16 protein-coding genes and 4 pseudogenes are annotated in these 20,673 nt (G+C 58.3%); 7 read left to right on the top strand and 13 right to left on the bottom strand.

Annotated elements, in window-relative coordinates; genetic code table 11:
- Positions 1-8: 8 nt before the first annotated feature.
- From AC06G6_RS16120 to AC06G6_RS16110, 3 genes and pseudogenes are all read left to right on the top strand, one after another.
- On the top strand, positions 9-1,382 hold the full coding sequence (locus AC06G6_RS16120) for a lipopolysaccharide biosynthesis protein (protein ID WP_479823668.1): 1,374 nt from the start codon (positions 9-11) through the stop codon (positions 1,380-1,382).
- Positions 1,348-1,863, top strand: a pseudogene (locus tag AC06G6_RS16115) (hypothetical protein); the annotation flags it as partial. The gene AC06G6_RS16120 and the pseudogene AC06G6_RS16115, both read left to right, overlap by 35 nt.
- Positions 1,864-1,866: 3 nt before the next feature.
- Positions 1,867-2,541, top strand: a complete 675-nt coding sequence (locus AC06G6_RS16110) for a glycosyltransferase (protein ID WP_479828835.1) — start codon at positions 1,867-1,869, stop codon at positions 2,539-2,541.
- Positions 2,542-3,135: 594 nt separating this feature from the next.
- Here AC06G6_RS16110 and AC06G6_RS16105 read toward each other — a convergent pair.
- The 3 genes and pseudogenes from AC06G6_RS16105 to AC06G6_RS16095 form a co-directional block, all read right to left on the bottom strand.
- On the bottom strand, positions 3,136-3,855 hold the full coding sequence (locus AC06G6_RS16105) for an ATP-binding protein (protein ID WP_479823666.1): 720 nt from the start codon (positions 3,853-3,855) through the stop codon (positions 3,136-3,138).
- Positions 3,852-5,413: pseudogene (istA, locus tag AC06G6_RS16100) on the bottom strand (IS21 family transposase). The gene AC06G6_RS16105 and the pseudogene istA overlap by 4 nt, the downstream one beginning before the upstream one ends.
- A 480-nt stretch (positions 5,414-5,893) precedes the next feature.
- Positions 5,894-6,086 (bottom strand): annotated as a pseudogene (locus AC06G6_RS16095) (transposase); the annotation flags it as partial.
- Positions 6,087-6,202: 116 nt separating this feature from the next.
- Here AC06G6_RS16095 and AC06G6_RS16090 point away from each other — a divergent pair.
- Together AC06G6_RS16090 and AC06G6_RS16085 are read left to right on the top strand one after the other, a co-directional pair.
- Positions 6,203-6,448: a transposase gene (locus AC06G6_RS16090; protein WP_479823664.1), complete on the top strand. Its 246-nt coding sequence runs from the start codon at positions 6,203-6,205 to the stop codon at positions 6,446-6,448.
- A gap of 51 nt (positions 6,449-6,499) precedes the next feature.
- The gene (locus AC06G6_RS16085; protein ID WP_479823662.1) at positions 6,500-7,336 is read left to right on the top strand and encodes an IS3 family transposase; all 837 of its coding nucleotides are present in this window, start codon (positions 6,500-6,502) and stop codon (positions 7,334-7,336) included.
- Between the two features lie 11 nt (positions 7,337-7,347).
- Here the strand turns inward: AC06G6_RS16085 and AC06G6_RS16080 are convergent, their stop codons facing one another.
- The 3 genes from AC06G6_RS16080 to AC06G6_RS16070 form a co-directional block, all read right to left on the bottom strand.
- Positions 7,348-8,463: an ISL3 family transposase gene (locus AC06G6_RS16080; RefSeq protein WP_479823660.1), complete on the bottom strand. Its 1,116-nt coding sequence runs from the start codon at positions 8,461-8,463 to the stop codon at positions 7,348-7,350.
- Between the two features lie 358 nt (positions 8,464-8,821).
- Entirely contained in the window at positions 8,822-10,033 is a 1,212-nt protein-coding gene (locus tag AC06G6_RS16075) for a glycosyltransferase family 4 protein (protein ID WP_479823658.1), read from the bottom strand.
- Positions 10,030-10,581 carry a sugar transferase gene (locus AC06G6_RS16070; protein ID WP_479828724.1) on the bottom strand — a complete coding sequence of 184 codons (552 nt, stop codon included), beginning with the start codon at positions 10,579-10,581 and terminating at the stop codon, positions 10,030-10,032. Before AC06G6_RS16070 ends, AC06G6_RS16075 begins: the two co-directional genes overlap by 4 nt.
- Before the next feature lie 1,321 nt (positions 10,582-11,902).
- Between AC06G6_RS16070 and AC06G6_RS16065 the strand changes: the two genes are divergently transcribed.
- Both AC06G6_RS16065 and AC06G6_RS16060 read left to right on the top strand, forming a co-directional pair.
- Complete coding sequence (locus AC06G6_RS16065) at positions 11,903-12,985, top strand: glycosyltransferase (RefSeq protein ID WP_479823656.1); 1,083 nt, start codon at positions 11,903-11,905, stop codon at positions 12,983-12,985.
- 5 nt (positions 12,986-12,990) lie between these two features.
- Positions 12,991-14,199 carry a glycosyltransferase gene (locus AC06G6_RS16060; RefSeq protein ID WP_479823654.1) on the top strand — a complete coding sequence of 403 codons (1,209 nt, stop codon included), beginning with the start codon at positions 12,991-12,993 and terminating at the stop codon, positions 14,197-14,199.
- 123 nt (positions 14,200-14,322) lie between these two features.
- Here AC06G6_RS16060 and AC06G6_RS16055 read toward each other — a convergent pair whose 3' ends face one another.
- The 7 genes and pseudogenes from AC06G6_RS16055 to AC06G6_RS16025 all read right to left on the bottom strand — a co-directional run bounded on the left by AC06G6_RS16055 (position 14,323) and on the right by AC06G6_RS16025 (position 20,588).
- A complete protein-coding gene (locus tag AC06G6_RS16055) occupies positions 14,323-14,619 on the bottom strand; it encodes a transposase (protein WP_479823652.1) in 297 nt (98 codons plus the stop codon).
- A pseudogene (locus AC06G6_RS16050) lies at positions 14,559-15,880 on the bottom strand (ISL3 family transposase). The gene AC06G6_RS16055 and the pseudogene AC06G6_RS16050 overlap by 61 nt, the downstream one beginning before the upstream one ends.
- Before the next feature lie 301 nt (positions 15,881-16,181).
- Entirely contained in the window at positions 16,182-17,222 is a 1,041-nt protein-coding gene (locus AC06G6_RS16045) for a 3-oxoacyl-ACP synthase III family protein (RefSeq protein WP_479823650.1), read from the bottom strand.
- Between the two features lie 5 nt (positions 17,223-17,227).
- Complete coding sequence (locus tag AC06G6_RS16040) at positions 17,228-18,235, bottom strand: 3-oxoacyl-ACP synthase III family protein (protein WP_479823647.1); 1,008 nt, start codon at positions 18,233-18,235, stop codon at positions 17,228-17,230.
- A 640-nt stretch (positions 18,236-18,875) separates the two neighbouring features.
- Positions 18,876-19,640, bottom strand: a complete 765-nt coding sequence (locus AC06G6_RS16035; RefSeq protein WP_479823645.1) for an SDR family NAD(P)-dependent oxidoreductase — start codon at positions 19,638-19,640, stop codon at positions 18,876-18,878.
- Between the two features lie 7 nt (positions 19,641-19,647).
- Positions 19,648-19,866: an acyl carrier protein gene (locus tag AC06G6_RS16030; RefSeq protein WP_479823641.1), complete on the bottom strand. Its 219-nt coding sequence runs from the start codon at positions 19,864-19,866 to the stop codon at positions 19,648-19,650.
- Between the two features lie 257 nt (positions 19,867-20,123).
- Complete coding sequence (locus AC06G6_RS16025) at positions 20,124-20,588, bottom strand: Lrp/AsnC family transcriptional regulator (RefSeq protein ID WP_479823639.1); 465 nt, start codon at positions 20,586-20,588, stop codon at positions 20,124-20,126.
- Positions 20,589-20,673: the final 85 nt, after the last annotated feature.

The following is a 20,673-nucleotide window of genomic DNA, read 5'->3' as shown; positions in this document are numbered from 1 at the left end:
TTTGGCCCATGGCTGAACAAATGGCGCCACCATCGGGCGAGATCACTGCGGCCGAAGCTCGGACTAAGTCGCTCGTCCTAGGAATTCTGACCGGTCTCGGTTCACGGGCATTGATTCTCGCTGCACCGCTCCTGACTATTCCCGTCACATTGCGTTACCTGGGCCCCGAAGTATTCGGGTTTTGGATGATGATTGTGTCGATATCTGCGATGGCCATGTTTGCCGATCTGGGACTTGGGAATGGATTGCTCACTCGATTGGCTGCTTCTGTGGCTAGTCGAGACTATTTGAGTGCTAAAGCATTGATCAGCACAGCCTACATTTCACTGGCCGGAGTGGCTCTGGTCCTGTTGGCACTTATAGTACTGATAGTCCCATCTCTTGATTGGGCATCCATTTTTAGTCTAAAAGACGGATTTGATACCACCATTTTTGTGACGGTGGCTACGCTCTGTCTGGGTGCTTTCGCTGTGACTATACCTTTGTCCTTGGTGCAACGCGTTCAGTATGCATTTGGCGATGCTTGGCAAAGTAATGTCTGGCAGGTTTTCGGTGCAGCATTTACAATCGCCGCTGTCTACCTAGCTGCTGCTTTGGATACGGGCTATGGCATAGTCATTGCGGCCGCAGTATTTTCGAGTCCTTTTGTGATGCTCCTCAATAACCTCTTCTACTATGCCCGTCATCCGAAAGTGCGTCCTAGCTTTTGCTCGGCTTCCGTTCTCGCCGTTGGATCGCTGCTCCGGGTGGGACTGGCATTTCTATTTTTGTCTGTGTTGACTTCGTTGTCCCTTAACGTAGACAACTTGCTTGTGGCAAAAGTTGCCGACCTTGGCTTGGTCAGTGAGTTTGCAATAACGACCAAGCTCTTTTCGTTGCTTGCGATGGCCATTACACTTGTCGCCCTTCCCTTGTGGCCAGCAAATGGTGAAGCGATCGCAAGGGGGGACAGTTTTTGGGTGCGAAAAACAACCCGCAAGATGGTCATTTTTTCTGTTTCGCTTGTCGGGGTTGGAGGATGTGCACTGGTTGCTTCACGGGACTTGATAGCCGGGCTTTGGATAGGCGAAGGTCACACAATATCTTGGAGCCTGGCCCTTAACCTCGTCCTCTGGTCAATGCTCATGGCCTTTTCGTCTCCGTTTTTCAGTGTGCAGAATAGCGTTGGTCTCCTCCGATACCAATTTATTGGCTGGAGCCTGTATCTAGTTTGTTCGGTTCCATTGAAAATGTACTTTTATTTTCTACTCGGGCTGCCCGGCATCCCGTTGGCCGGAGCCGTCGCGTACTTGGCGCTCCTTACTCCGGCAGCCTTGATTGGCTATCGGGTCACCTTAAAGGGTGTAGATGGATCCCAAACGAAAGGACTTGAGCATGCCTGAACGACTTCACGTGGCATATGTGGGTCCGGTCGACTTTCCGTCGTCTTCGGCGCCGGCTCAGCGGATGATGGGTGTAATTCAAGCTTTGATCGCTGCGGGTGATCGTGTGAGTGTTGGCTCTGGGGGACATGCGCCGACGGAACTTGCTAAGTCCGACGACTCGAGAGCGGTTGTGACTTGGCTCGATGAACTTCCGGACTCTCAGTGGTCGAAGTTGAGAAGGATAACCAGGGGACTGACTTGGGGGGCGGCTACTCGAGAGTGGATTCAGACGATGGACCCGGCCCCTGACGTTGTTTTGGTCTACGGAACCTCTCTCGGATACTTGGCACGACTACTCCCTCTCACGCGTCGTCTGGGGATTCCCCTCATTATTGACGCTACCGAGTGGTACGAGTCTTCGCACCTCCCTGGTGGAAGATGGGGACCCTTCGCTATGGCCAACAGTATGGCGATGCGGACGGTTGCGCCCAAGGCGAATGGAGTGATTGCCATCAGCCGTTTTCTTAAGGACTACTTTGAGGGACGCGGGGTAGCAGCCTTGCTGGTGCCCCCTATGTTTACTGTTGACAGCGCGCTACGGGACAATGTCGATAATCGGCCTTTGACGCTCTGCTATGTTGGTTCCCCTGGCCAGAAAGACAAACGTACCCTCGACAACCTCGTGCGGGTGCCGTCTGAAATCGGGTGTGATCCGGAGGAATTGCGCATTCACATTGCAGGAGTCAGCGAATCCGAAGCGTTGGCGTTACTCGGCGCCGGGGCGGCAGCCGCCATCCAACATGAATGTCTCGTGTTCCATGGCCGCGTAGCTTCTGCACACGCTCGCCAAATAGTAGTTGACAGTCACTTTTCGGTGCTTCAGCGGGGAGACGAAAGGTATGCCCAGGCAGGCTATCCATCTAAAGTCCCCGAGAGTCTGCTTCTCGGGACGCCTGTAATGGCAAATCTAACCAGCGACCTTGCCGAGGTTCTCGTGGACGGCACGAATTCGAGGATCCTTGACGACGCAACCCTGGAGTCCCTAGTGTCGACGGTGGCTCGGTCCCTTGTCGCCCCGTATATGTTCAACCGCGGCATGATCGCCGCCAACGCGCAAAGCGAATTTTCGCCGCTTCGATACGCTGTGTCGATTCATGATTTCCTCGCCAATCCATAGTCGATTAACAAACAGAGGCACTTGCTCATCAGTTCCCTGGCAGCCCTTAGCAGATGGGCGTAGTTAGTGTGGTTCGAGGGCTCAAGGCGACTTATGGAACACGGGATTCCCGGATGAGCGTTATGCCGTTAACATCGTCGGCGCACGCGAGAAGATCTAGTTGAAACTCTCAGACATCTGTCCTCCCCCGGGCCGTGGTATTGGTCGCGGCGGGTATCAGCGACGTCGGGGGTAGGTTCGGCGGCCACGGCAGCTTGTGAACGGAAGTGCGCTCAGCGGCCCAGCACCGCCGTCCCGCTGAATTGCGACGGAAGGTGCCGCTAGGCCCCAAAGGTTGCTTCGATGACCGCTATTAGCCTCGGTGGTATTGCGGCCAGCCGTTGCGAGAGTGTTTCCAAACTGGCCATGTCGGATCGACTGTGAGACGGCTCAGAAGCTCTTGCCGACGCACGCCGAAAATACGGCCAGAAACGCCAACTGAGACTAGGGCCATCGACCATTGCTGAGTATTTGAAGGTTTGGACGCCACTCGATATTGCCTTTCGGGGCCGTTGTTATTGCCGGTGGGGGCCACCGGCTGCCACCGGCGTTTTGTTACTGCTTCATGGTGGCGTGTTGGCGCATGTTGTGGTTGCCGGTATCGACCCAGATGGTGTTGTGCACGATGCGGTCCATGATCGCATCGGCGTGGACCCCGGAGCCGAGCCGCTGATGCCAGTCTTTCTTGGCGTACTGGGTGCAGAACACGGTTGATGCTGTGTCGTACCGGCGCTCCAGCAGTTCAAGGAGCATGCTGCGCATGCCCTCGTTGGGCTGGTCGAGAAGCCATTCGTCGATCACGAGGAGGGTGAAGGACGCGTACTTGTTCAGGAATTTGGTTGCCCAGGCTTCCTCAAGGTCGGGCATGCGGACGTAGTGGGCCCGGATCCGGTGCTGGCAGGCCTGCTTGGTCAGCGCGCACCCCAGGTAGGACTTCCCGGATCCGGTGAATCCCTGAAACACGACGTTCTGCTGTCGTTCAATGAACGAACACGTGCCGAGCTGGGCGATCACGTTCCGGTCCAGACCACGCTCGTCCACGAGGTCGAGCCGGCGCAGATCCGCGCCCGGGTAGCGTAGCCCGGCCCGCCGGATCAGTCCCTCGACCTTGGCGTGGTTAAACCCGGAGTGGGCCTCGTCCACGACCAGCCGCAGCCGTTCCTCGAAGGCCATGCCGAGCACGAGCGTCTCGTCCTGGGCCTCGAGCGCCTCCAGCATCGGGGCGGCGCCCATCTCACGGAGCTTGCGCTTGGTTTCGATATCGATCCCGCTCACTTGGCACCACCTGCGTAGTAGTCGGCGCCGCGCACGTATCCGCCGTGTTCGGCCGGTTCATCCCCTGGTGGCCTGAGCCCGGCGGCTTTGTCCTGCTCTGTGGCCAGGATCGGCTGCAGATGCGCATACCGCGAGGACCTCACGCGCCCTGCCAACGCAAGCCGGCAGGCTGCCTCGACCCGTTCAGCCGAATAACGACGGGAGAGCCGCAACACGGACAGTGCCGCGTCCAGGCCCTGCTCGTCGACCGGGACGGACTCGAAGATCCGGTTGACCACGGTCACCGCTGCCGGGCCGAGCCGTCCGGCCCACTCCCGCACCCGGGCCGGGTCCCACTGCCGGTACTTCTCGCCGGCGGGCAGGTCGGCGTCGTTGGTGCGGTACTCGTTGGCCGCGCCTCGGGCAGCAGCAGGTGGCTGGTCAGCCGTTCGGTGCCCCGGTAGGCCTGAATCACCCGATCGGTGATCCGCAGGTCCACCTTGGTGCCGAAATTGGCAAAGGGCACCGAGTAGTAGTTCCTTTCCCAGACCACGTGCCCGTTCCGGCCCACCCGGCGCCCGTAGGCCCACCTGCTGATCTCGTAGGCCGTCGCCGGCAACCCCGTCAGCAGCGGCTGCTCCTCGGCTGCGAACACGCTGGCCCTGGACCCGGGCCGCTTCTGGAACGGCTCCGCATTGTAGGCCGTCTCCCGCTCGATGATGGCGGCCCTGAGCTCCGGCAACGAGGTGAACTGTCGCTGGCGCAGCCCGGCGATGATCCAGGTAGCCACGTGGGCGACCGTGTTTTCCACGCTGGCCTTATCCTTCGGTGCTCTGACACGTCCGGGCAGCACCGCCGCCGAATAGTGCGCCGCCATCTCGCGGTAAGCGTCATTGAGCACGACCTCGCCCTCGCGGGGATGGCTGATGACACCGGTCTTCAGATTGTCCGGCACGATCCGCGGCACCGAACCGGTGAAGGCTTCGAACATCGCCACGTGGGCCCTCAACCAGGTGTCCTGCTTCATGTCCAGGGCAGGTTCGACGAACGCATACCGGCTGAAAGGCAGGCATGCCACGAACAGATAACCGGTCCTGGCCTTGCCCGTGACCGGATCGGCCAACTGCATCGTCGGCCCCGACCAGTCGACCTCCACCGTCTGCCCGGCCTTGTGCCCGACCCGCAACGCCGCCCCCGTTACCAACACATGCCGCTGGTACGTCCTGCAGAACCGGTCATAACCCATCGTCGGCTCACCGGCAGCGGCGCATGAATCGGCGTACTCGCCATGCAGCAGCTTCAGCGTCACCCCGACCCGGGCCATCTCCCGGTGGACCTGGTCCCAGTCCGGCTGCGCGAACACGCTTTGATGCTCACCGCGGCCCGGGAACAACCGGGCATACACCTCGCGGTGCGTGCTGTCGGCGATGTCATCCCAAACCACACCGGCCGCATCGGCAGCCTCCAGCACCGCCGTGATGCTCTTTCGGGACATTCCCTGCGATGCCGCGATCGTCCGCCCGGACAGGCCCTCGGCGCGCAATTGCAGCACGAGCTTCGCTCTGATCTTCCGTACCATTGATGATTACTCCTTCCGCCGTGCGCCCTATACACACGACGGAAGGAGCCTAAACTGGGTGGCCCCCAAGCGCGCCACTACCGGCACCCAAGACCGCTACTGCGCGCTCTGCCCTCCGGCCCCCAATCACACGACAGATGGACCCCAACAGCGCGAATATTCACATTGCGGAAGGTGTTCAATTTGGTGATTGGGCGGAAACACGCCACCTATTTTCAGCTGGCAAGAACTCGAAGCGTTGGATCGGCAGGATTGTGGGGGTCCCCCGCGGAATGGTCGAGCGTGCGCTGGAGCCGAACTGGGCACCGAAGGATCAGCGGGCAGCATGCCTGTCGAGCTTTAATGCGATTGCTCCCAGGTTGCGGGAGCTGTTCATGAAGACGCCGACGATGCCGGCGGCAACTCTCTCGGAGCCGGTGGGTCGGCCCGATTCCGCGGCATTGTTCCGGGCGGAGTTGGCCGTTATCCGGCCCTTAGCATTTAAGCATGGTTGTTGTGTTTCGCCCGGTAGGGGCGGTGGCCGCCGGCGGCGAGTAGGCATCTGAGCCGGTAGTTGGTGAAGTTGCGGAAGCCGCGGGCCATTCTGCGGGTGGTTTTCTATGACGCTGTTGATCGCCTCGGTGGGGCCGTTGGAGGCGCCGTTGGTGTCGAAGTACGCCAGGATCGCCGACTTCTATTGTTTGAGTGTCCGGTCAAGGTGAGGTGTACTACTGATGTGAGACACAGTTTGAAAGGATTGTGCCCAGGTCTTCCCGTCCCAGTTATTCCGATGAGTTCAAGGCCGACGCCGTGAATCTCGTCATTTCCTCTGGCCGTTCGCCCGCCTCTGTTGCCCCCGAGCTGGGGATCTCCGTGACCGCGCTGAAGCGGTGGGTCCAGCTGCATCGGGAAGGAGAGGCCACGGCCGGCGGCAAGCCTGATGATCCGGTGGATCCCACGAAATACAAGGCGATGGAGGCGCGGCTGCGGGAGCTGGAAAGGGAGAATGATTTCCTGAAAAAAGTCTCGGCGTTCTTCGCCAAAGAACAACGGTAGAGGACCTCTACCGGTGTTCAGGAGAAGAACGCCGAATTCCCTGTCACCTGGATGTGCGCCCGGCTGGGCATTCCGCGGGCCTCGTATTACCGCTGGCTGGACCACGAAGAAGCCCCGACGGCTGCCAGGCACCGGGAGCTGACCGGACTGGTCAAGGCGATGTTCTATTCCTCCGACGGGATCTTCGGCCATCGCATGGTCCACACCAAACTCGCCGCCACGGGTGTGGAGATTTCCGTGGGAACGGTCGCTGCCATCATGGCGGAGAACGGCTGGGCGGCCAAGCGGATGCGCGCCTTCAAACGCACGACCATCCCCTCTGACCCGGACAAGGTTTTTGCCGATCTCATCGGCCGGGACTTCACCTCAGAGATCCCCGGCACGAAGCTCGTCGGGGATATTACCTACCTGTGTACCGGCGAGGGCTGGTTGTATCTGGCCACCGTCATCGACCTGTACACCCGCATGATCGTTGGATGGGCGATCGCTGATCACATGCGCGCCTCCCTCGTCACAGGCGCGCTGGCGATGGCCCGGGACCGAGGACACCTGGCCTCGGATGCCATCTTCCATAGCGACCGCGGAACCCAATACACCTCCCGGGAAATGGTCGCCTGGTGCACCGGAAACGGTGTCCGCCAGTCCATGGGGGCCACCGGGGTGTGCTGGGACAATGCCGTCGCCGAGTCGGCATTCTCAACCCTGAAGAACGAGTTCTACCACCACCACAACTTCGCCACCCGGCAGGACGCCCGCCGGGCGACCATGCGCTACATCGAAGTGTTCTACAACCGCTGGCGGCCCCACACCAACAATGATGGGCTGCCGCCGGCCACAGCCATGGCCAACTTCAAGTCCAAAAACCAGCCGCTACCCGCGGCTGCCTGACCAAGAAGAAACTAACCGGCTGTCTCACATCCTTGACACACCTCAAGGCGGGCGACTTCCGGGATGGGGCAGGACGGGAACGACGCAATCACCTCGGTGACGAGTGCCCGGCCGTGTTCCGGGCGGGCGTGGTAGATGTTGCGCAGCTTCCGATAGCACTGCCAGGCCAGGGGGACTTCGTGGTCCGGGTCCCCGGCGGTGAGCTTCGCGTCGAGCCGGGTTGCCTGTTTCTCGGTGAGGTGTTCGGCGCCGATCTGCAGGGTCCGGCGGATCCCGTAGAGCGGATCTCCTTTCCGGCCGCGGTGTCCCAGGGTGTCCTGCTGGACGCGTCGGCGCACTTCATCGACCATGGCCGAACCCAGTTTCACGACGTGGAAGGCATCCAGCACGGTGATGGCTTCGGGCAGTTCGTCGCGGATGGCGTTGGCGTAGCCGCGGAACGGATCCAGTGCGGCGGTCCTGATCCCGGCCGTGAACCCGGCGCCGCGGTCTTTGAGCCAGTCCGCGTAGGCCTTTCCGGAACGTCCCGGAACGAGGTCCAGCAACCGGGCATGAACGGTGCCGTCCGCGTCGCGGGTGTGGTCCACGATCCCGGTGACCATCCCGGTGCCGGGCGGGCCGGTGTGGGCCCAGACATGTTCGTCGACGCCGAGCGCATCCACTTCCTTCAACCGGCCTGTGTCGGCGATCCGCCGCGCGGCTTCTGCCCTGATCCCGTGCCACACGGTGTGCCAGGAGACGCCGAGCTGGTGGGCCAGGGCCGAGACCGAGGTGTCGAAATGCTGGAGCGAATCTGTTGCCCAGTTCACGGCCCGGTCGGTTAGTTTCGCCCGTGGCCCGGCCAGCGGGCGCTCCTCGGTGAACGTCGTTCTCGGGCAGTCCGGATCCGGGCAGCGCCAGACCCGCTTGGCCCACAGCAGCCGCACCGGCCTGCCGAAAAGGAATGTCGTGGAGCCGGACCTGCCGGCGTCCGTGCCCGACCGCAACGACGCCGCAGTCCGGGCAACCGGTGACGTCCTCCCCGGTCTCAACGCCAAGAACCAGACCGGCCGCGGTTGCCGTGACGGAGCTGACGTGGACGCCTTCGACACCGAGCAACGCGTCCGAACGCGTGCACCACCGGCCATCGGAACAAGACATAAAGTTATTCATGTCAGGGTCTCTTTTGGATATTGGTTGCTTGGTCGCTACCAATTCAAAGAGGCCCTGACCTCTTTCCCGCCGCACCACGCCGCACCGGCAACGGCCGACCCCGCGGCGCCGGCCTCAGACCGCCCTAACCACGCTCATCTGCGAAGGGCCAGGGAAGGACGACCACCCCACCGGATAGGGGGGACCTAGCAGATACTACCCTCGAACCCCAAGCAGAATCGCAAGGGATTCCCAGCAGCTCTGTCAACCATGAACTCAGATACCGCCTCGTCGCCGGAAGCCGCCGCCTCGATCGGGCGAAGCATACCAACCATGGCAAATTCAAGTCGCTCGTTATCGAGCGACTGCATTTTGCAAGATCGCCCTGATCGACGCAACGCCACGCTCACAGGACAACTCTCGCGCGTAAAGACTTCGACAATTTTCTATCATTTCCTGGCGCTTTTGGTCCGGCATGAAAACCGCTGTCCGGATGGCACTTGCTAATGACTCCGGGTCTTCTGGCCGAGCAGAAATTCCAACGCCTTCTTTCAGGCATAGTTCTGCCAGGTCACCCTGAACGGTGGTAATCACGGGCACTGCGTTGGCCAATGAGGCTTGAAACTTTGACGGAATTGTCATATGAAAGAGGGGACGGTCTTTGAGCGTCACAAGTTGAAAATCCGACCATCGATAGATATCCACCATCTCCGACTTCGAAACCCGACCATGAAATGTCACGTTCGAGAGCCCCAACTCTTGAATGAGCTTCGATACGGAGTTCTCAGAAACCCCCGAGCCATAGATGTGAAACTCTATTTGAGGTAAGTTCTGGACGAGAGCCGCCGCTCGCACTATAGTCTCGACGTCCTGCATGACGCCAAGATTCCCAGCGTAAATGAATCTGAGGGACGAGTCTCTGGCTGGACGGGCGGCCGCGCCGCCAATTTGTGGGCCGGCATCCCAATTCAGGACGGTGCTGACCTTTGCCGCTGGGACCCCTCTTTTAATTAGCGTCTGCGCCATCGTAGGGGCTATAGCGACGACATTAGTCGCCGCACCGTAAAGCGGCTTCAGCATTAAGGAGATGAAAAAGTCAAGTACGTTGACGGCTGCTCCCTTACCCATCATGCCCGAGTTTGTTGCCGACTCGGGCCAGAGGTCCTGGACATGAAGCACATAAGGAACGCCGTAACGGACGCGGACCCACCAGGCAGCCCATGCGACCGTTGCGGGCGTTGCGTAGACGTAGTTAACGTCATTGTGGGCAAGTACACGGCCTCGCCGAACACTGGCACAAGAGAATGAGATAAAAGTTCTGATGCGATTTACTGCGCTTGAATCATGGCTGAGGAAGGACGTTACACGGTGGACCAGTGCACCGCTGAGGCGCTCACTGAACTTAAGTTGCTGGGAGTACCCGTCGTAAATGACGCCACCAGGGTAGCTTGGAAACGCTGTTAGGACCGTAACTTCATCGCCGCAACGGACCGACTCTTCCGCCAGCGAATTGGGCAGAGTAGCTTCCTCGGGAGCAAACCACTGAGAAATTATTCCGATCTTCATTTTGCAACCTCTGAGGATCCAACCGGCGCCCCCATAAACTCCGGCATCGTGGCGTGTTGCGTCGCCGAGATTCCATCGCGCCGGATCACGGATCCTATCGTCCAGAGTACGATTTTGGCGTCCAGGATGAGGCTTCGAGATTCTACATATGAGACATCTAAGGCAAACTTCTCATCCCATGAGAGAGCATTCCGCCCCTTACACTGTGCGAGGCCAGTAATGCCGGGCCGGACTTCGTGCCGCCTCATTTGTTCTGACGAGTACCTCTTGAGGTAGTCAACGAGCAGAGGTCTAGGTCCGACCAAGCTCATATCGCCGATCAATACGTTAACTAGTGATGGAAGTTCATCGACACTTGTCGATCGTAATAGCCTGCCCACCCTCGTTAGCCGATGTTCGTCGGCGATGATCCCATTCTCCGGATCCGGATGGAGCATGGTGCGAAACTTCCATAACCTGAAGATTCTTCCGTCTTTCCCTGGCCGTTCCTGATTGAACAGGACGGGCCGACCCATACGCGTCCAGATGGCGACAGCAGCTGCTGCCATTATCGGACTCGCAAGAATTAGACATGTAGTCGCAGCAACGATGTCGAAGACTCGCTTGATGGCTTCATATGATCGGTTCATCCGGTGCCGCCCTTACAAATCTCGCCATGGTCCCGACCCATTTGAGATCGTCGTCAATTGCCAATTCGGGTTATCCGTACTCGAGGTCTCGTAAGGGTTGGCTTCGCAGGAAACCCTGGAACCTCACCGTCGCACAGAGACGAGCTCAGATATGCAGCTAAGCTGACGCCTTAGAGTTTAGCTCAAGGCCGAGGGCTGGCTTTAACCCTCCACGTTGAGCGCATCACAGACCAAAACCTTAACTCGGATGGTTGGGGCAGGCCACGGTGGAAGCGACCGGAGGGCACCGAAATCGTCAACTGGTGCTAGCGGGCAAGCATCACGACGGAACCGGAAGGCGCGCGCCGCTAAGGACCACAATAGTGACTGGCAGTTCCGAAAATCGCGAGTTATCCCGGAGCTCCTCACAAGTCCGCAGGGCTACGATCGATCTGTGAAAAGCGTGAGGTGGACAGCCGGACACCGATCCAACTGCAAGCCAGCCTCCATGACCGTACATTCAGCGATTGGGGGCCCGGTCAAGTTCGGATATAGACTCGTGGCGGCGTGAATTGGCTGTGCTTCGGCAGCCTGCGCCGCATACGTGGCGAACCCGCGGTGTAGGGCCGCGATTGGCGACTCGGACGCCGGACATTGGTGCACTCCTGGCTACAGCCGGGTTGCGGTGGTGGCAGCGTCCGCTTGCGCCGACGATTTAGGGACTCTATCAGAATGGCAGTGGTGACCTCTAGCGACAAACATAACGGGCCGGCGCCCAATATGGACGCCGAACGAGCGCTTTTCGCTCGTTACTGCGGGGCCGTGGGAGCCAACCTGCGAGCTCGAAAAGGCTGCGGTCGTAGTGACCCCATTATTCGCAATCAAAAGCCGTCCCGCATTAATACTTACGGATTTTTCAGGGCGGCCACGGGCACCCCCTCCGTCATTTGCGCTATGACTAAGGCGGGAGTGCTGAAGTTAACGAGCAGTCTTAGGACTCGGGGTGCGGGCAATTCATTCGAATCGAATCCAAGCTCAGACGCTGTCGCCAACAGAGAAATGAGAGCATTCAGCCCATCCGGTCAGCGGGAATAAATACGGGAGTTGTTGAGTTTTTATTGGTAAATATATAGCTTGAACTTACGGGGCAGAGTCGGCGGACTTAGGGTTATCTGCTTTGCATATTACGTGTACCTAGGAATGCGGTGGGCAGAAATACGTATTTTGTCCAGATTAAGTCCCATCGAGGAGGCATTATTTAATGATTAAGCCAAGAATTGTGCAACATTCATTTGGTTCGCCAGGTTCGGGTGGGCCCGTTGGTGCCCTTGGCCGGGTCCTTGCCTCAGATATCTCCGAGTCGTTCGACTTCTTACACGTGGCCCAGCCCTACCCGGCAGGAGGACTCAATCTGAAGCTAGTGACAGACATGGCGAAAGAGATGCGGAGATTCCGTCCCGACCTTGCACACATTCGAGGACTTGGTAATGAGGGATTTCACGGCGTCCTTGCAGCGAAACTGGCCGGTGTTCCACGGATCCTCCTTTCTGTTCATGGATCCGTTCGAGATTTAGAATCTCGGTCAGGCAAGCTTCGTCGGTTGCTCCTAGGCCGGATTATTGAGCCGCTAACCATGAGACTGGCGACTCATGTCGTCACAGTGTGTGACGATGCGCTAGACAAGCCAATTGTCAAGGCCTCTTCCGGGAAAGTATTTGGCGTTGTTCCAAATGGGGTCGACTTAATCGACACGTCAGTAATTCGCAGTTCAGAATTGAGGAATACACTCTCGATCGGTCCCAGCGACATAGTACTAATCATGGTTGCGAGGTTAGTAGTCGACAAGGGTGGCCTCGATCTGCTTGAAGCGCTCAATTCTCTCGACTTAGAATTCCCATCCGAAGTGATTCATCTCCTTGTCGTGGGTGACGGTCCTGATCGCGAGGTACTCGCCGCCCAGGCGCGGTCCGTGGCCAATGTACAGATTCACATGCTCGGGCGCCGCCATGATGTTTCCGAACTGTTAGGGGCGTCAGATATCGCGTTGCTCCCGAGCTGGCACGAAAACATGTCTAATGCCCTTCTGGAGGCCATGGCCGCAGGGATTCCTGTAATCGCTACAAGAGTGGGGGGAAACACTGAGGTCCTGTCCCAGGGCGGGGGAGTTCTCGTCCCACCTCATGATCCGCCCGCACTGGCTTCGGCAATGCAGGGACTGATCGTGGACCGCCATCGTCGGCTCATGCTTGGACAGGAGGCTCGGACGGTCATCGAAAAGGCCTACACAACGAGCCACATGACCCAGCGTCTCTCGGACGTCTACCGGACCCTACTAGAGAGCTGACGATCATGAATCATCTCCTTCCGACGGTGGTTCTTCTGGGCTTCACCATCGATGACCAGAAGTTTGTCGAAATCGCGGGACAAAGTGCCGTAATGCCTACGCAGACTCATAGATTCGCCTGGAATCTGGTCGGCGCTCTAAAGTCGGCCGGCGTGTCCGTGTCACTCCTGTCAGTGCTGCCTGTACCCAACTATCCGGAATTTCCGGGAATAGTTATACGCTCAGCGGTCGTTGAGCAAGATGGGGTTGAGGGCATCACGCTGGGTTTTCTCAATGTACTGATACTCAAGCACGTTACGCGCTTTAATTCGTGCTTGAGGGCTGGAACGCGCTTTATAAAAACCCGCCAACCCGATGTTGTGGTTGTTCATGGAGTGCACACACCATTCCTCGCCTTCGCTCGACTTCTGAAGCACACTTTAAATTTGCGGATCTGTTTGGTTATGACCGATCCGCCCGGAGTTGTGCGAGCCGGGGATAGTAGACTAGGCCGAATTCTGAAGCATCTCGATCGCCATCTTCTCAGAGTCCTCGCGTCAGGGTTCGACGGCGTAATATGTCTTACGCCCGCTCTAGCATGCGACTTTGCGCCCAAAGTCCCGAGGCTGGTTGTTGAGGGATTCGCGAACCCAGAGCTTTCTCTCCTGATAACCGAACAAAATAGAGCAAAGGATGGCTTCGAAATTGCGTACGCTGGTGGAATCGCTGCCGAGTACGGTGTCGAGAATCTTGTGCGAGCGTTCCAGTCTATGGCCGACCCCCGCGCCCGGCTGACTCTTTACGGGAAAGGTCCGCTAGACACATGGGTGTTGGAACAGTGCGAGGTGGATGAGCGGATTAGCCACGGAGGTTTGGTCCCGCATGAGGACCTGATGCCCCGATTGGGACGAGCATCAATTCTAGTCAATCCGAGACCGGCCGCTCAAGGGTTTGTTCCCTACTCATTTCCCTCGAAACTCCTCGAATACATGGCACTCGGCGTCCCGGTTGTCACAACGCGATTAGCGGGTCTTCCTGCCGACTATCTTCCGTACCTCAACGTTACTCGAGATGATTCAGTTGATGCACTAGCCCAAGCTATGGAGACAGTTCGGGCTCATTACGGGAGCGCAACAAGGCGAGCCTCCCGTGGCCAGGAGTACGTTGTGCAAGAGAAATCCGTAGATGCACAGGGCAAGCGGATTTCAGCGTTCTTTACCGAGCTAGGGGTATAGACGCACGCTGGTGAGTCCAGCCGGGGCCATTTAGTTGCCTGTGTGACGACGAGACGATTGTAAATTGCTCGCGAATTGAGACTCGCTCTTGGATGCTCGCGAAGTGTCGTCGTCCGGATAGTACTATTCTTGAATAGCCGATTTGTAATTGGCTGGGTTCCGGTAGGCGCGTGCGGCGCGTTTGATTTGCTTAATGCTGGCGTTTTTTCCTTCCACCCTGGCGGTGGTGGGGCCGGTTACCGTGAGGAATTCGATCTCGATCCGCCATCGGCAGATTGTGCGGTGCCCCCTTCTTCGGCTTGTATTCCCTAAGTACCCCCTGCAGAGTTGGGTGGTCGTCGTTTGCGGGCCCTTCGCATTTAGGCATGGTTGTTGTGTTTCGCCCGGTAGGGGCGGTGGCCGCCGGCGGCGAGTAGGCATCTGAGCCGGTAGTTGGTGAAGTTGCGGAAGCCGCGGGCGATTCTGCGGGTGGTTTTCTATGACGCCGTTGATCGCCTCGGTGGGGCCGTTGGAGGCGCCGTTAGTGTCGAAGTACGCCAGGATCGCCGACTTCTATTATTTGAGTGTCCGGCCGAGGCGGGCGACTTCCGGGATGGGGCAGGACGGGAACGACGCAATCACCTCGGTGACGAGTGCCCGGCCGTGTTCCGGGCGGGCGTGGTAGATGTTGCGCAGCTTCCGATAGCACTGCCAGGCCAGGGGGACTTCGTGGTCCGGGTCCCCGGCGGTGAGCTTCGCGTCGAGCCGGGTTGCCTGTTTCTCGGTGAGGTGTTCGGCGCCGATCTGCAGGGTCCGGCGGATCCCGTAGAGCGGATCTCCTTTCCGGCCGCGGTGTCCCAGGGTGTCCTGCTGGACGCGTCGGCGCACTTCATCGACCATGGCCGAACCCAGTTTCACGACGTGGAAGGCATCCAGCACGGTGATGGCTTCGGGCAGTTCGTCGCGGATGGCGTTGGCGTAGCCGCGGAACGGATCCAGTGCGGCGGTCCTGATCCCGGCCGTGAACCCGGCGCCGCGGTCTTTGAGCCAGTCCGCGTAGGCCTTTCCGGAACGTCCCGGAACGAGGTCCAGCAACCGGGCATGAACGGTGCCGTCCGCGTCGCGGGTGTGGTCCACGATCCCGGTGACCATCCCGGTGCCGGGCGGGCCGGTGTGGGCCCAGACATGTTCGTCGACGCCGAGCGCATCCACTTCCTTCAACCGGCCTGTGTCGGCGATCCGCCGCGCGGCTTCTGCCCTGATCCCGCGCCACACGGTGTGCCAGGAGACGCCGAGCTGGTGGGCCAGGGCCGAGACCGAGGTGTCGAAATGCTGGAGCGAATCTGTTGCCCAGTTCACGGCCCGGTCGGTTAGTTTCGCCCGTGGCCCGGCCAGCGGGCGCTCCTCGGTGAACGTCGTTCTCGGGCAGTCCGGATCCGGGCAGCGCCAGACCCGCTTGGCCCACAGCAGCCGCACCGGCCTGCCGAAAGGGAATGTCGTGGAGCCGGACCTGCCGGCGTCCGTGCCCGACCGCAACGACGCCGCAGTCCGGGCAACCGGTGACGTCCTCCCCGGTCTCAACGCCAAGAACCAGACCGGCCGCGGTTGCCGTGACGGAGCTGACGTGGACGCCTTCGACACCGAGCAACGCGTCCGAACGCGTGCACCACCGGCCATCGGAACAAGACATAAAGTTATTCATGTCAGGGTCTCTTTTGGATATTGGTTGCTTGGTCGCTACCAATTCAAAGAGGCCCTGACCTCTTTCCCGCCGCACCACGCCGCACCGGCAACGGCCGACCCCGCGGCGCCGGCCTCAGACCGCCCTAACCACGCTCATCTGCGAAGGGCCCCTATAGTCCGCTAGGAGCCCGAAAATGACTACCCGACCTCGATTGGGGGAACTCACGATACAAAACGCCATCTTGGCCAACAGGCGGATTCAAAGGTCAGTAGCCTTTGCTTGAGGTCCTCATCGACCGGCTCACGGCAGTTCGACACCCCTATTTCGCGTTAGCTCCGAGTGGCGCGCCTTTCCAAGTCAATATGAGACCACCCCACGACAGGCCCACGCCGAAGCCTAGGAGCATCACCTTCATGCCATCTTTCAAGACACCTGATTTTAAAGCTTCAGACAGGGCAATAGGAATAGTCGACGAGACGGTATTCCCAGATTCGCCGACGCTTATAAAGAATTTGCTAGGCTCTATGCCCAACTTGTTTCGAAGATGCTCAAGCATAAAACGGTTCGCTTGATGGAAGACAAATAAATCGACCTCTTCAAGACCCATGCCTGTTTTATCCAGAATCGTTCTTACAGAACCAGGTACTACACGCAACGTGAAGTTAAATATCTCCGAACCGTTCATGTAAAGGTCAAATTCACCGGGCTGCAGGCCCCTGACCGCAGGGGAAGATTCCCGATTCAAGTCTTCTCCGGAACGCAATCCTCCATTGGGAACAACTAGATAACCCCCGCCGGACCCGTCTGTTCCATACGTGAAACCTGCCAGTGTCTCGGAAGCGCCGCCGCCTGATATCAAAGTACTAGCTGCGCCATCACCGAAGATCGTCCGGACGGATTTGTCAGCTGGATTCAAAAATTTGCTGTAAGTATCAGTCGTCACTAGCAAAACATTGGCGGCTTGCCCGGATTCAATGAGCCCTTTGGCCAGACCCAAGCCGTAGACGAACCCCGAACATCCCAAATTAATGTCAGTTGCGCCCGCGCGCGTAGACATGCCGAGACGACCGTGAACTATTCCTGCCGTGATCGGCATATAGAAATCAGGACTTTGGGTGCAAAGAATCAGAAAGTCGATATCTTCGGCGGCTACTCCCAAAGACTGAAGTAGCTTTTCCGCACTCGCTATAGCCAGATCGGATGCAAATTCAGTTTCACTCGCGATGCGTCGGGAGTTAATTCCTGTTTTCTTAGCAATCTTTTCAACAGTCCACTCCGGAAACTGCGTCGCCAAATCAGTGTTTGTGAGCTCTCCTTTGGGAAGGCTATAGTCAATCCCCACTATTCTTGCAAAATTCACTCGATCTACCATTCTAGGATGGCACCGCCCCAAGATAGCCCCACACCAAACCCGACTATCAGGACCCGCATGCCTGGCCTTAGTTGGCCGGTGGACTCGGCATCTGCCAGAGCAATTGGTATAGTAGATGAACCAGTATTACCGTAGTTCTCTAGGGCATGAACAAACTTTTCGACAGGGATTCCAAGTTTCTTGCGAAGGTGTTCGATTAGGAACCTATTGGCCTGATGGAAGACAAACAAATCAATATCGTGGAATTCAAGATTAGCTCTCGCCAATACTTCGTTGACACAATCAGGGACAACCTGGAGCGTAAAATTGAAAATCTCCGCCCCGTCCATGTACATGTCAAAGCCGTTCGAGTCCAGTCCCCGATCTAGTGGGAGCGAACGAGGGGAGTAGTCATCGCTCGCGCGTCGCAGACCGCCGTTAGGGACCACCAGGTGTTTGCCGCCGTTGCCATCCGTGCCGTAAGCAAAACTATGAAGGGAGTCTGCTTCGCTATAGACGACAAGCGTGGCCGCGGCGCCGTCCCCAAATATTGGTCTCGTTGACTTGTCAGAGGGATTGGCGAGTTTAGTATGTGTTTCCGCGGTGATTACCAGCACACTTTGTGCCTGTCCTGTTTCGATGAGCCCCTTTGCCAGTCCAAGAGAGTAGACGAACCCGGAGCATCCGAGTCTGACGTCTAGCGCCCCGGAATCAGTAGAAATGCCGAGTGCGTCCTGGACCAGGCAAGCTGTTGTCGGCAAGAAAAAATCTGGGGTTTGAGTGCAAACGATGAGGTAATCGACGTCACTTGGAGAAAAACCACTGCGGTCGAAGAGCCTCCTGCCTGCCTCGACGCAGAGATTCGACGTGAACTCGGTCGGCTTTGCAACGCGTCGTGCCCGAATCCCAGTCTTTGCCGAAATCTTCTTCACGTTCCAGTCGGGAAATTCTTTATCCAGGGCTTCGTCCGTAGTGCTCTCTTCGGGCAAGTAATACTCCACGCCAGCAATACGTGCGTTCAAGATTCGATCTTTCCGATAGGCCGGCAAGGGTTGCCGAAGGCCGAAACGCTGGCTGAAAGGCTTCGAAGCACAACGCTCCCTGCTCCGATTCGGGAGAAGTTCCCAATACTTTTGCCGGGAATGATAGTGACGGCAGTCCCTAGGAATACCCCAGAACCAATCGACACATGCCCCGTGAGGTTGCAGCTTGAACTAAGCGTTGCGAAGGGTCCTATACGAGCGTCGTGGCCCACGGTGCATCCTACGTTTATGTGAACGTGGTCAGCCACTTCGATGTCGGTAGACATAATCACCCCTGGGCAAACGATCGTTCCTTGCCCGAAGGTAACCCCGTCACCTATCAGGGCATTGTCGTGAACGAAAGTTGTAAATGTGGCTCCTCGTGCCTCTAAGTGTCTGCAAATCTTTTCCCGACTTGCCGGACTTGCTACGGCGCACAGCATTATATCGCCTGCTTCAGGCGCATATGTCAAAATCCGCCCAACGAGGGGTGCAGGTAAATTATGCGCTTGAGCGTCGTCGTCGTCAATGAATACTATTTCGCCGATCTGACGGGTCTCCACAAAAGTTGGGGAGGTTCTAACCCAAACGAAGAGTTCTCTTCCGAACTCGCCAGAACCAACAATTACAAGTCTATTTTTCACCAAGCCGTGTAGCCCCCATCTACAGCCAGTGCGGTGCCAGTTATCCAGCGAGCGGCATCTGACGAGAGAAATACTATGGCTTTGGCCACGTCGTCGGGTGTTCCGAGACCAAGTGGATGCGAAGCTTCTATGTCTGCGAACTTTGTATCGCCGACGGTGGCGCGGAGAGAGTCGGTCATGGGGGTCATCACGACTCCAGGGCACACGCAATTGACGCGAATGCCTTCTCTTGCGAGCTCTACTGCCAGGGACCGAGTTGCTGAGACGACCGCTCCCTTGGAGGCGGAGTAGACGCTGAGTCCTGCCTGCCCCACCAAGGCAGCGGCCGAAGAGAGAAAAACAATACTTGGAAGCGGGCCGCGGACCTGCTTGTGACGAAAGCCTTTCGCCAGCATCAACCCGGTTGCAACGTTAGTATTCAGCATCCCGGTAATAGATGCTGCATCGATCCCCCGGAGTGGTTCCGATGAATGAATTCCGGCACTGTGTACTAGGCCATCCAACCTGCCAAAGCGGACCGACAGATCTTTAATCATGCCTGGAATGCTGTCCAAGTCAGAGAGGTCGTGCTGGTACGTCTCATGGCCGGTGCCGCTAAGTTCCGACTGCATTTCCTTAAGTCGTTTGGCATCTCGACCCAGGGCAATTACTGTCGCCCCGCGATGGCTTGCCTCTATTGCCGTTGCTCGGCCGATACCGGACGAAGCGCCGGTGACGACGATTGTCCGGCCCCGAAGGGTTAGGAAGCCTGGCTCGCCCACAGCGTGCCTAGTCCGAGATCAAGGCATAGACGTCAGCGAGCGTTTCGCATTTGTTGAGCTTTTCGGGGCTGACAGACTTCCCCAGAGTGCTATCAACCTCGGCGATAAAAGAGATGTTCGCCAATGAATCCCAATCGATCTCACCAAGGTCACTGCCGAGCGTGATGTCGATTACATCGACCTCCAATATTTCAGCAGCTACGGAGAGGAACTGATTCTGGTCCAAGACACAAACTCCCTTCAAGTTTAGGATGCTCTAGCGGGAGCATTTGGAGACTACAAGTTGAGGAGTAGTCCCCCGAATAATTCGGCGCAGGCCAAGTATGGAGGCAGTCTATCAGCGCGACACATGGCGACGCGCCAGCGGCGACCCAGACCGGGGTCGTTATGACTTGGCGCACGCCCCACGCGGGTCGGCCGGCCTCTTAGGCAACTAGACGCATAAGCCGTACGAGGGCGTGACCTGAAGAACCTGAGTTACATCTACCGCGTATCCAAATCCTCAAACACCAAAAACGTCTGCGTATCCAGCACTCCGGGCATGGACTGCAGCTGATCGAAGATCACCCGGCGTAGATCGATGTTATCCACGGCGCGCACCAGGAGAATCACGTCGAAGTCCCCGCCCACCAGCGCGATGTGGTGCACCTCCGGAATGGCACGCAGCAGCTCCCGGAGTTCCCGCCAGGAATGCTGCCGCACCTTGAGCGTCACGTAGGCCGAGGACTTCAGGCCGGCCTTGATCGGATCTACGAGCGCAGTGAACTTGGTTAGTACGCCTTCGCCGGTCAGCCGAGCAATCCGCGTGTACGCGTGGGCCCGCGAGATGTGGACGTTTTCCGCGACCTGCGTGACGGACATCCGGCCGTCCCGGGTCAGCTCCGCGATGATGTTCCGGTCCACATCATCCAGCGGCACCGCCGTCTGGTCCGAGTCGTCCTCTGCCATTCGTCCACAACCCCTGCCGGTAATCCAGCTCACACTTACGATTCGTCTTCCAGACTAGGCCAATTCTCTGGACTTCTCCACGATT

The sequence above is a fragment of the Arthrobacter sp. CJL-S3 genome, assembly GCF_056711635.1.
The sequence above is the reverse complement of the archived record's forward strand: the minus strand, read 5'-3'. Positions and strand labels throughout refer to the sequence as shown.